This is a genomic window from Streptomyces sp. NPDC002787, from assembly GCF_053592095.1.
Genome location: NZ_JBSFVC010000005.1, coordinates 226,982 through 239,149, shown reverse-complemented (window position 1 = coordinate 239,149; position 12,168 = coordinate 226,982). Strand labels below are relative to the sequence as shown.

Here is a 12,168-nt window from a genome sequence, read left to right as displayed (position 1 = left end):
TTCGGCCGTGGCTACTTCTTCGGCGGCACCGTCGGCACCGGTACCAGCGGCAGCCGCAGCGCGCCGAAGGCGTCCGCCGGGACCGCCGGGTGCAGGGGCTCGACCGGGCGGAGGCGTTCGTAGCCGGCGCCTGGGGCCGGGCGCTGGTCGGGCTCGCCGTTGTTGGGCCAGTACGACATCGCGCGCTCGGCCTGGGCGGTGATGGTCAGGGACGGGTTCACGCCCAGGTTCGCGGAGACGGCGGCGCCGTCGACGACGGAGATGCCGGGGTGGCCGTAGAGCCGGTGGTACGGGTCGATGACCCCGTCGGCCGCGGTGGCGCCGATGGGGCAGCCGCCGAGGAAGTGCGCGGTGAGCGGGGTGCCCATCAGCTCGCCCACGTTGCTGCCGGCGAAGCCGTTGATCTCGGCGGCCAGGGCGGAGGCGGCCTTGGAGGCGGCCTCGATCTGCTTGGGGTTGGGGGCGCCATGGCCCTGCCGTGCCGTCAGCAGGCCCTTGCCCAGGCCCTTCGGCTTCAGATACGTCGTCAGGGAGTTGTCCAGGGACTGCATCACCAGGCCGATGATGGTCCGCTCCGACCAGCGGCGGTTGGAGAGGGAACGGGCTACCAGCAGAGGGTGTTTGGCCGCGTACGCCAGCCAGCCGAGGACGCGCGAGGCGTCCGACGCGGTGCCGCCCGCGTAGGGGACCTGGAGGATCGACAGGCCGCCCATCGCGTTGGAGCCCTTGCCGTAGCGGACGGGCTCGATGTGGGTGTTGGCGTCGGGGTGGATGGAGGAGGTGATCGCCACGCCCCGCGTGAAGTCGACCTCGGGCACGCCGTGGGCCTTGCGGTAGCGGCGGTTGTCGGTCTGGGCGCCGACCAGGGCCTCGGAGTTGGTGCGGGTCAGCATGCCCAAGCGGTCCGAGAGGTGCGGGAGTTGACCGCCCGCCTTCATACGGTGCAGCAGGGTCTGGGTGCCGTAGGTGCCGGCCGCGAGGACGACCCGGCGGGCCTTCAGCACCCGGGATTCGCCCTTGCGGCGCCTGTCGGTCGGGAGGGTCGTGACGGCGTAGCCGCCCTGGGAGTCCTCGGTGAGGGCGACGACCGTGGTCATCGGGTGGACGACCGCGCCCGCCTTCTCGGCGAGATGGAGGTAGTTCTCGTTGAGGGTGTTCTTCGCGCCGTGCCGGCAGCCGGTCATGCATGCGCCGCACTCGGTGCAGGCGTTGCGGGCGGGGCCCGCGCCACCGAAGTACGGGTCCGCGACCTGGTCGCCGGGCGCGGCCTTCGCCTTGCCGTCGGCGTCCTCGCCGTCGCCGAAGAAGACGCCGACCGGGGCGAGGTGGAAGCTGTCGCCGACACCCATGCGCTCCGCTGTGGCCTTGAGGTGTACGTCCGACGGCGTCATCGTCGGATTGAGCCGTACGCCGAGCATGCGGCGGGCCTGGTCGTAGTACGGCTTCAGCTCCTCCTGCCAGTCGGTGATGTCCTTCCACTGCGGGTCCTCGAAGAACGGCTTCGGCGGTACGTAGAGGGTGTTGGCGTAGTTGAGCGAGCCGCCGCCCACACCGGCCCCGGCCAGGACCATGACGTTGCCGAGGAGGTGGATGCGCTGGATGCCGAACATTCCGAGGGCGGGGGCCCACAGGTAGTTCTTGAGGTCCCAGGAGTTCTTGGGGAGGGTGGCGCGGGTGAAGCGACGGCCCGCCTCCAGGACGCCGACCTTGTAGCCCTTCTCGGTCAGGCGCAGGGCGGTGACGCTCCCGCCGAAGCCCGATCCGACCACGATGACGTCGTAGTCGTAAGCGTCCTGGGGCACGTGTGCTCCTCGTTGAGTGTCCGTGCGGGTCGTAAGTGCGAAAGGTGGACTAGCGGAGCCGGAGTGCCTTCATCGCCCTCAGGCTTCGGCTCATGAACTGGGCGTACTTCTCGTCGTCCATGCCGAAAGCCGGGGCCATCGGGAGGATGCGCTGCTGGGCGACCGTCTGGGCCTCCGTGTACTTGAGGATGCCCTCGGAGCCGTGGCGGCGGCCGAGGCCGGAGTCCTTCATGCCGCCCATCGGGGACTGGACGCTGCCGTAAGCGGAGGCGTAGCCCTCGTTGACGTTGACCGTGCCGGCGCGGACGCGGGAGGCGACCTCGCGGCCACGGCGGCCGTCCTTGGTCCAGACGGAGGCGTTGAGGCCGTACGCGGTGGAGTTGGCCTCCGCGATGGCCTCGTCCTCGTCCTTGAAGCGGTAGATGGAGACGACCGGTCCGAAGGTCTCCTCCGTGCAGACGGACATGGGTTCCGTGACGCCGTCGAGGATCGTGGGCTCGTAGAAGTAGGGGCCGATGTCGGGGCGGGCGACGCCGCCCGCGATGACCTTCGCGCCCTTCTCCACGGCCTCGTCGACGTGGCGGGTGACGGTCTCCAGCTGGCGTTCGCCGACGAGGGAGCCCATCTCGGCGCCGTACGCGAGGGACTTGCCGAGGCGCATCGCCTTGGTGCGGGCGGCGAAGCGCTCCAGGAAGGCGTCGGCGATGGACTCGTGGACGTACAACCGTTCGATGGAGATGCAGAGTTGGCCGGCGGAGCTGAAGCAGGCGCGGACGGCGCCCGCTGCGGCTTTCTCTATGTCGGCGTCCTGGAGGACCAGCATCGCGTTCTTGCCGCCGAGTTCGAGGGAGACGCCGACGAGACGGGCGGCGGCGCCCTGGGCGACCTCGCGGCCGGTGCGGGTGGAGCCGGTGAAGGAGACGTAGTCGGCGTGCTTGACGACCTCGGGGCCGATGACGGGGCCCTCGCCGATGACGACCTGGAAGACCTCGGCGGGCAGGCCGGCCTCGATGAGCAGGTCACGGGCCCACAGGGCGGTCAGGCAGGTCTCCGTGTCGGGCTTCATCACGACCGCGTTGCCCGCGACGAAGGCGGGGATCGCGTCGCCGACGGAGAGTTCGAGCGGGTAGTTCCAGGGAGCGATCTGGCCGACCACACCGCGCGGGTGGCGCAGTTCGGTGACCTTCGTGAGGGTCGGTACGGCTCCGGTGTGCCGCTTCGGCTTGAGGTAGAAGGGCGCCTTGCGGCCGTAGTGGCGGGCGGCGACCGCGACGGCCTGGACCTCCTCGTGGGCGTGCAGGCGGGCCTTGCCGGTCTCCAGCTGGATGAGGTCGAGGACCTCGGCCTGGCGTTCGAGGACCAGGTCGTGGAAGCGGAGGAGTACGGCGGCGCGTTCGCGCACGGGCCGCTGGGCCCAGACGGCCTGGGCGGCGCGGGCCCGCTCGTACGCCTTCTCCACGTCCTCGGGGGTGGACTCCGGCAGGTCGGCCAGCTTCTCGCCGGTGAACGGCGTGTGGTTGGCGGTGCGGCCGGAGCCGACGACGCCCTTGGTGAGCTGGGCGACCAGTTCGGGGGTGACCACGTCGGCGGCGGTGCGGGCGCCCCGGGGGGCTGCCGCGAGGGGGTTGGTGCCGGTCGTCCGTGCCGTGCCGGTCGTTCCCGTGGTGGTCGTGCCGGTCTTTTCGGGGGCCTGCGAGTCCGTCATGACGCGCAGGGTATTCCGGACCGGACGACTTTGGGTACCCGGCGGTAACAGGGTTTCTCGGGCGCGCGCACCACGCCAGTGATCGCTGGCAACGAAGTCGCTGATCAGCGCGGCGAGCGGTGCCGTGCGGCCGCGAATGCGGTGTTGATCACTGTGTTCCGATCTCCAGCCGCTCCCGCGCGCCCTTGAACAGCGCCGTGCCCGTCTTCTCGTCCTCCGTGCCCTTCGGCATGTCCACGCGCAGCTCGTACATCCGGCTGTCGTCGGTGCGGATGATCAGCTCCATGACACGGGTGGGGGTGCCGTCCGCGGAGTGGGTGGTGTCGGCGAGGACGGCCTCGTCGTCGTGGAAGCTCGTGGTGGTGTAGTTGGCCGCCGCCTTCACACCGTGCGCCACGATGTCCGTGGAGTCCTTGGCCTGCTCCATGGGCGAGGCGGGCGCCTGGTCCCACTGCGTCAGCCGTACCTGGATGCCCTTCTCGCCGTCGTAGGTGACCGTACGGGGCTGATCGTCGCCGCCGCCCTCCGCACTGAGCCGTTCGTAGGAAGCGGGAAGGGACAGGACGGCGTTCATGGCCTTCTCGCGGTGGGCGACCCAGCGGGTACCGGCCGTGGTACCGGCCGTGCTGCCGGTACTGGGGGACGCGACACGGGCGTCCACCCAACCGACGCTGGGCTCGGGGACCTCGGTGAACTCCTCGCCCGTGTCGAGAGCGGCCCCGGCCCAGGCTCCCCCGCCGGCCAGCAGGAGCCCGCTGGCGGCCACGGCGGCCACGCGGCGTCCGGCACGCCGTCCGTCCCTCGCCCGCGCGGCCGAGGCTCCCCCGACCGCGGTGGTGCGCGCGGCCTCGGGCACGGCCTCCGCCGCGGCTTCCGGCACGGCGCTCGTCGCGGCCTCCGGCACGGCCCCCGTCGCGGCTTCCGGCACGGCGCTCGTCGCGGCCTCCGTCGCGGCTGCCGTCACGACTTCCGGCACGGCTCCGGCGGGACCGGCGGGCGTGCCGCCCAGCCGCATCGTCCCCACGTCCTCGCCCAACTGCCGCAGCTCGGACGGTGTCTGGGTGTCCGGAGCCCGCTCCTTCGCCACGTCCTCCAGGATTCCGGCGGCCTCCTGGGCGTCCGGGCGTTCCGCCGGGTCCTTGGCCAGCAGCCGTACGAGCAGGGGTCCGAGGGGGCCCGCCCGCTCGGGCTCGGGGGGCTCGGCGGAGAGGATCGCGGCGAGGGTGGACTCCAGGGTCGTACGGCGGAAGGGGGACCAGCCCTCGACGGCGGCGTACAGCAGGACGCCGAGGGACCACAGGTCGGAGGGCGGGCCGGCGGCGCCGGGGCCGGCCATGCGCTCGGGGGCGACGAATTCGAGCGAGCCGACGAACTCCCCCGTCACGGTGAGCGATTCCTCGCCCTGGACGTGGGCGATGCCGAAGTCGGTGAGGACGACCTGGCCGTGCGGCCCGAGGAGGACGTTGGCGGGCTTGACGTCCCGGTGCACGATGCCGACCTGGTGCGCGGCGTGCAGCGCGCCGACGACGGCGAGGCCGATGCGGGCGGACTCGGCGGGGGTGAGGGCGCCGCGCTCGAGCACCTCGTGGAGGGACTCCCCGCGGACCAGTTCCATGACGATCCACGGGGAGCCGTCCTCGACCACGACATCGTGGATGGTGACGGCGGAGGGGTGGTCGACGCGGGCGGCGGCGCGGGCCTCGCGGTAGAGCCGGTTGGCGGCCCGTCGGCGCGCCTCGTTCTCCGGGCCGTCCGGGTCGTCGGCGTCACCGGGCAACTTCGGTTGCTTGACGGCGACTTCGCGGTCGACGAGCTCGTCGACGGCCTTCCACACGGTGCCCATGCCGCCGGATCCGACGCGTTCCGTGAGGCGGTAACGGCCGCCGATCAGCCGACCGGCGGCCTGGGACGTCCTACCGCTGTACGGGTGTTCGTCGTGCGGGTGTTCGCCGTCGTCGCTCATGCCCCATCACTACCGCGCGGGGCCGGAGCTTGTCGACGTACCGCCCGGTAGGCGCGAGCCACTAACGGCGGCGGTTCCACAACTCCTGTGCCCAGCCGTACCGTTCGCGGTGCTTCGGCAGGGCCGTACGGCCGACGGCGGCGGCGAGTTTGCGCAACCGGCGCCAGTCCAGGGGCGGTTTGGGCTCGGGGACGCCGGGGCGGTCGCGGGGCACTCGGACGCGCAGGGCCTTCGGCGAGACCCGGCAGTGGACGGGGGTGGGCAGGACGAGGGCCTCACCGTCGACGCCGACCTCGATCTCCGGCCGGTCGGCCTCGACGACGATCTCGTCGGCGATGAGGAGGCTGAGGCCGGGGGCGTTGGGTCCGAGGACCAGGCCGGCGGCCTCGGCGGCGCTGTCGACGCGGATGCCGACGACGCCCAGCACCCCGGCATCCAGCCGCTCGCGGCGGCCGAGGCCGACGAGGTCGTCGCTGCGGTAGACGTTGTTGCTGACGAGGACGGCCTGGGGCGCGTCGATGACGGCGTCCCCGATACGGGCGGTGAGGCGCGGACCCCGCTGGTGGGTGAGCAGTTCGGGCAGCAGCTCCAGGGTGGTGCGGACCTTGTCGTCGCGGTAGGCGGGGCTCTGCACGACGGCGGCGTACGCGCCGAAGGAGGCGTTGTTGACGAAGGGGTGGCCGCTGGCGTAGCCGAGGTCGACGTGGAGTTCGACGCCCTTGTCGGTGAGGGCGTCGAGGCAGGCGGCGGGGTTGTCGCGGTCGAGGCCGAGGTCCATGGCGAAGTGGTTGCGGGTGCCGGCGGAGATGACGAGGAGGGGCACGTCGTACGCCGCCGCGATGGCTGCCACCTGGGCCTGCGTGCCGTCGCCGCCGGCGACGCCGAGGAGGTCGGCGCCGGCACGGACGGCGTCCCGGGCCAGGACGGCGACGTCCTCGTGGTGCGCGGGGTCGAGCAGATGGACCGTGGCGCCGAGGCGTTCGGCCTTCTCCTTCAGCCGGAAGCGCTCGACCTTTCCGCCGCCGGACTTGGGGTTCATGATGAGGAAGGGGCGGGTGGGCGCCGGTGTGCGGTGTTCCGGTACGTGCACCTGGTGCGACCTGGTGCTGCTGAGGGCGAACTTCCCGGACCAGACGGCGACACCCCACAGGGCGGCGGAGACGACCACGACCCAGAGCAGGTTGACGGCGGCGAACCACCAGATGACGCCGACCGGTGCGGCCACGGCCAGCGCGCCCGCCGCGATCCGGGCGGCGCCGCGACGGGTCAGCACCCACCACAGCGAGGCCACGGTGAGGCCGACGCCCAGGACGACCCCGGCGGCGAGCAGGAGGCTCGCCTCGCGGGCGTAGCCGAGCGGCAGCAGCACGGCGAGGACCGCGCAGCCCAGTGCGGCCCTGGCCGCCCAGCGCTGTCTCGCGTGAGCCCGCACGTCCAGGTGTTCGATGCCCACGCTCGCTCGCCCTTCGCGCCGATCATGCACTCGTCACGGCATGGTAGAGGGACGTGGCCGGACAAGGGCGACGGCCCCACCGGAGTTCGCCTGTGTGGGGCCGTCACCTGGACGTGTGCGCCTGTGGGCGATGCTCGCACAAGTCATCCACGACCCCGCCAAGGTGTTGAGGCCGGATATTTCCGGCCAACCATCGGACCCCGGTTGACGCTTGGTCGCGGAGGCCGCTTATAGTCCGGTTGCTCACGCAAGCAGGCTGTGCGAGCGCCCCCTCACTGTGGACGTTTCGGTCGGATCCCGTGCCCGGGGACAACGGCGCCTGCCGTCATGTCACTCGAAGGGCAGGTGGCCGTGCGTCGGCTCTGGGGTTGTCTCGTGCTCTGCGCCGCGACAGTCGCGGCCCTCCTCGTCGCCGACGCGCGGGACAGCGAGGCGGCCGACCGCAACGAGGCCACGTACTCCTACGGTTCGCACGACCGGCAGACCCTCGACGCTTACTGGAACGCCGCCGGTGAGGAACGGGACGGGGAACAGCCGGGCATCGTGATCCTGCACGGCGGCTACTGGTACGAGGACACCGGCTGGGCCACCTGGTCGCGTACCTTCGCAGACGCCGGGTTCGCCGTCTTCGCCGTCGACTACCGGCTGAATTTCGACGCGCCCTGGCCGGCCCAGCGGACCGACGCGCTGTCCGCGCTGGACTGGATCCGCGACCACGCCGCCGACTTCGCCCTCGACACCGACCGGCTGGTGCTCCTGGGCTCCTCCTCCGGCGGCCAGATAGCCACCACCGTCGCGACCTACGGCGCCGGCGCCTACCGCGTCGACGGCGTGGTGGCCCTCTCGCCCGTGAACTCCCCGCGCCGCGCCTGGAACGACGGCAACGCCCCCGGCGCGACGGACAGGCAGCGCAAGCTCCGCGACAACGCCACCATCCTGGCGCGCTGCTCCCCGGACACGGCGGACACCGAGGAAGACGCAGCCGACACCGACGCCTCCACGCACCCGAGTTGCCGGGACACCTGGAAGGACATGTCCGCCAGGAGCCGTGCCTCCGGCGGAGACGACGCCCCCATGTACCTACTCCACTCCGCGAACGACCTCGTGCCCGTCCAGCACTCGCTCGACCTCGAAGCGTCCGAGGAGACCGACCACAACATGCCCCTCAACGGGGTCACGGTGGACACGGTCGCCGGTTCCTCGCACGGCGGGGCACTGTTGGACGAGCCGGGCGTGGCCGACCGGGTCCTGGCATGGATCGCCGAGAGGACGCACTGAGCGCCATGAAGATCACCTTCCTGCTCCACAACGCGTACGCCATCGGCGGCACCGTCCGCTCGACCCTCAACCTCGCCGGGGCCCTGGCGGCCCGTCACGAGGTCGAGGTCGTCTCGGTGTTCCGCACCGAGGAGCGCCCCCTGCTCGGCGTGAGCGGCAAGGTCGGCCTGGTACCGCTCGTCGACGAACGCCCCGACGCCGAGTCGTACGACGGCGGCCACGAGCTGATGTCCCGGCCCTCCACCGTCGTCCCGCCCACCGAGGTCCTCGCCCACCGCTACACCGCGCTCACCGACGAACGCCTGCGCGCCTTCCTCGACACCACCGACGCCGACGTCGTCATCGCGACCCGCCCGGCCCTGGTGGTCTTCCTGGCCGAGCACGGCTCGGTGGGATCGCGCGGTTCCTCCGGTTCGTCGCGCCGCCCGCTGCTCATCGGGCAGGAACACCTGTCGTACGACAACCACGTGCCCGGTGTGCGCGAGGCGCAGAACGCGGCGATCGGCCGCCTGGACGCGTTCGTCACCGTCTCCGAGCGGGACGCCGCCGACCACCGCCGTCATCTGCCCGGGCCGCGCACCCGGATCACGGACATCGCCAACGCGGCGCCCCGCCCGAAGGCCGAACCCTCCGATCTGCGGGCCCCGTTGGTGGTGGCCGCCGGACGACTGTTCCCCGTCAAGCGGTACGACCTGCTCATCGAGGCCTTCGCCAAGGTGGTGGCGGAACGCCCCGAGTGGCGGCTGCGGATCTACGGCAAGGGCCCGGAGCGCGCGAAGCTGCGTACCGCGATCGACACGCTCGGCCTGGGCGACCACGTCTTCCTGATGGGCGCGCACGCCACCCTGGAGACCGAGTGGGCGAAGGCCTCCGTCGCCGCCGTCAGCTCCGAGTGGGAGTCCTTCGGCATGACCATCCTGGAGGCCATGCACGCCGGGGTCCCCGTGGTCGCCACGGACTGCCCGCACGGCCCCGGCGAGATCATCACCGACGGCACCGACGGCCTCCTCGTCCCCCCGTCCGACCCGCAGGCCCTGGCCACGGGCCTCCTGCGCCTCATCGACGACCCGGCGCTACGGCAGACCCTGGGCACCGCCGGCCGCACCACCGTCCAGCGGTACGCGCCCCGCGCGATCGCCGCGGAGTACGAGCGGCTGATCGCCGAGCTCCAGGAAGCCCGCACCCCGGCGACGGTGAAGCTGGGACGGCGGCTACGGCGGGCCATGGGGTCGCTGCTGCCGCGCACGTCCCGCACTCCCGGCCCGGAACGGGCTGCGGCGACCACGGCCACCACGGCCACCACGGCCACCACGGCGGCGGTGCCCTCAGTCCTCTCCGCCGAGAACGCCGAGGCGAAGCCGCTACGGCCGCTACGGCCGCTACGCCCGAGGGCCGGCTGCCGCGTCGACGCGCTCGGCGGCGTACGGATCTCGGTGGCCGCGTCCGGCGTGTCCGGGCAGGACCTCGCGCTGGTCCTGCGCCGACGCCACGGCGACGACGAGATCCGCGTCCCGCTGGAGCGGGAGACTCCGGACGACGCGAAGAGCCCGTGGACGGCCACGCTGAACCGGGCCGACCTGACCCTCGCGGAGGGCCGCTGGGACCTCCACGTCGAGCGGGCCGAGGACAAGGCCCGGCGCCGGCTGCGGGCCGGACTGGTCGAGCAGCGGGGCCTGTTGACCGCCGAGGTCCCGCAGGAGGCGCCGGTCGCCTGGTGGATCCCGTACGCGACCAAGGACGGCTACCTCGCCCTGCGCGCCTTCCACCGCCCGGCGCACGCCGAGGTCACCGCGCTGCCCGTCGGCGACGGCTCGCTCGCCGTGGAGGGTGTTCTGCACGGGGCCGGGCTCGGCGCCGGCGCGGCGCTGGTGGGCGTCGCCCGGGGCGCTGGGGTGGCGGGCTTCGAGGCACCGGCGACGAGCACGGGCGTACGCGGATTCCACGCCCGGCTGACGTCCTTGCCGGACCCGGCAGGACCGGACAAGGTGATCTGGGACCTGTTCCTGCGCCCCTCCGCCGACGCCGAACCCATCCGTCTCGGACGGCTGTTCGACGACATCGTGGACCGCAAGGACACCGACAAGTATCCGGCCGTCCCCCTGACCACGCCGAGCGGCGCGTCCCCTCAGGCCCGCTTCTTCTTCACCGTCACCAACGACCTGGCGGTCAGCCTCTCCTGAGGCAGGCTCCGCCCCGCCACGCGTCTACATTGTGTCGATCTTCAGGTTCGCGAGGGCCGTACGGGCGATCTCGCGGCCCTGCTCGGTGAAGTGCCCCTTGCCGGGATAGTCGATCCAGATCCGGTACATGTCGCCGTTGCTCGCCCTGTAGTAGAGGACCCGGGCCTCGCGCAGGCGCGGGTTCTGAGTGTCCGTGGTCGTGTAGACGACGGTGTTCTCGGCGGCCTCGTGGTCCTGGAACGTGGTTTCCTGCGGCCGGCCCTTGGGCGCGGGGTCGTCGGCGACGTCGAGGGTGTACTCGCCGTCCTTGACGAGCTCCCAGTCGGCGTACGCCCGGTCCAGCGCCACGCCCGGGATCTCGTTCTCCTTGTCGTCCTTCTTGATGTCCCGGTCGACGTTGATCCGGATCAGCCCGCTCGGGTCGCTGTACTGCGCGATCGTCCCGTCGGTGGCGTCCGGCTCGATCCTGTCCCGCACGAAGTCCGCGGGCACGCCCACGCTCGCGGCGACCTTCGAGCCGAGGTCCCGCTGCTTCCACCCGTCCGGCAGCGGCCCCGCGAACGGATCGGCGATCACGAGATACGCGGTCACCGCCGCCGCGACGACGACCGCGCCGAGCCCCGCGAGGGTCCTGGCGCCGACACGGACGCCCTTGCCGGACTCGGCCGCCGGCGGCCCGGCGATCCGCTGGACGATCTGGGTGGGCGCGGGGGCCGGCGGGTTCGCGGCCGTCTCCAGCAGTTCCCGGACCCGCGCGGCGGTCGGGCGGCGCGCGGGGTCCTTCTGCAGCAGGCCGTTGATGGCCTCGGCCAGCGGGCCCGTGGCGGAGGCGGGCGCCGCGGGCGTGGCGTTGAGGACGGACTGCAGGGTGGCCGGCGTGTTGCTGCGCCGGAAGGGCGACACGCCCTCGGTGGCGGCGTAGAGGACGACGCCGAGGGACCAGAGGTCCGACGCGGGTCCTGGCCGCTGGCCCAGCACCCGCTCCGGGGCGATGTACTCGGGTGAGCCGACGAAGCCGCCGGTGTCGGTCAGGTTCGTCTCGCCCTCGATCTGGGCGATGCCGAAGTCGGTGAGGACGACCCGGTCGTGGCGGCCGAGGAGGACGTTGTCCGGCTTCACGTCGCGGTGCAGGATGCCGGCGGCGTGCGCCGCCTCCAGCGCGCCGAGCACATCGAGACCGATTCTCGCCGCCTCACGCACCCCGAGGGTGCCCTCCTGGAGCGCGTCGCCCAGCGAACGCCCCCGCACCAGCTCCATCACGATCCATGGCCGGCCGTCCACGACCGCCACATCGTGCACGTTCACGACCGACGGATGATCGAGCCTGGCCGCCGCGCGGGCCTCACGACGCATCCGCTCGAAGGCGTTGGCCCGTTCACGCTCGGGAAGATGGTCCGGTACGCGTGGCTCCTTGACGGCGACCTCACGGTCCACCGTCTCGTCCTGCGCCCGCCACACCGTGCCCATGCCGCCATGGCCGAGCTTGGCGAGCAGCCGGTAACGACCCGCGATCAGCCGCCCCGCACCAGGGTCCTGCGGGGGCTGCGACGCCGACGGGGGCGCCGGTTGCGCGGCCACCCGCGTCGGCTGCGCGTACGGGTTCCCCGGGTACGGCCCGGCCGGCTGCGGCGGTTGCAGTCCGAAACTGGTCGGCGCGTCGGTCCCGTAGCCGGGGCCGTGACCGGGTTGACCAGGCCCGTGACCGGGTTGACCGGATCCATGGCCGGATCCGTAAGGGGCTCCCCCGTTGCTGCTCATATGTTCATCTGTATCGCGACAAGCGCGTC

The 12,168-nt window shown here is 72.4% G+C and carries 7 protein-coding genes; 2 read left to right on the top strand and 5 right to left on the bottom strand.

All coding sequences use genetic code 11. The features are described 5' to 3' along the window. Nucleotides 1-11 precede the first annotated feature (11 nt). From ACWD26_RS09100 to ACWD26_RS09085, 4 genes are all read right to left on the bottom strand, one after another. Nucleotides 12-1,802, bottom strand: coding sequence for a GMC oxidoreductase (locus ACWD26_RS09100; RefSeq protein ID WP_451267763.1), 1,791 nt, complete (start codon nucleotides 1,800-1,802; stop codon nucleotides 12-14). A 49-nt stretch (nucleotides 1,803-1,851) separates the two neighbouring features. Continuing rightward, nucleotides 1,852-3,507, bottom strand: a complete 1,656-nt coding sequence (locus tag ACWD26_RS09095; RefSeq protein ID WP_451267761.1) for a succinic semialdehyde dehydrogenase — start codon at nucleotides 3,505-3,507, stop codon at nucleotides 1,852-1,854. Between the two features lie 148 nt (nucleotides 3,508-3,655). Then, complete coding sequence (locus ACWD26_RS09090; RefSeq protein ID WP_451267759.1) at nucleotides 3,656-5,470, bottom strand: serine/threonine-protein kinase; 1,815 nt, start codon at nucleotides 5,468-5,470, stop codon at nucleotides 3,656-3,658. A 61-nt stretch (nucleotides 5,471-5,531) separates the two neighbouring features. Continuing rightward, entirely contained in the window at nucleotides 5,532-6,923 is a 1,392-nt protein-coding gene (locus ACWD26_RS09085; protein ID WP_451267757.1) for a diacylglycerol/lipid kinase family protein, read from the bottom strand. A gap of 327 nt (nucleotides 6,924-7,250) precedes the next feature. Here ACWD26_RS09085 and ACWD26_RS09080 point away from each other — a divergent pair, with 327 nt between their 5' ends. Beyond that, nucleotides 7,251-8,201 carry an alpha/beta hydrolase gene (locus ACWD26_RS09080; RefSeq protein ID WP_451267755.1) on the top strand — a complete coding sequence of 317 codons (951 nt, stop codon included), beginning with the start codon at nucleotides 7,251-7,253 and terminating at the stop codon, nucleotides 8,199-8,201. A gap of 5 nt (nucleotides 8,202-8,206) precedes the next feature. Next, the gene (locus ACWD26_RS09075; RefSeq protein WP_451267753.1) at nucleotides 8,207-10,381 is read left to right on the top strand and encodes a glycosyltransferase family 4 protein; all 2,175 of its coding nucleotides are present in this window, start codon (nucleotides 8,207-8,209) and stop codon (nucleotides 10,379-10,381) included. Between the two features lie 24 nt (nucleotides 10,382-10,405). Here ACWD26_RS09075 and ACWD26_RS09070 read toward each other — a convergent pair whose 3' ends face one another. Beyond that, the gene (locus ACWD26_RS09070) at nucleotides 10,406-12,139 is read right to left on the bottom strand and encodes a serine/threonine-protein kinase (protein ID WP_451267751.1); all 1,734 of its coding nucleotides are present in this window, start codon (nucleotides 12,137-12,139) and stop codon (nucleotides 10,406-10,408) included. Nucleotides 12,140-12,168 lie beyond the last annotated feature (29 nt).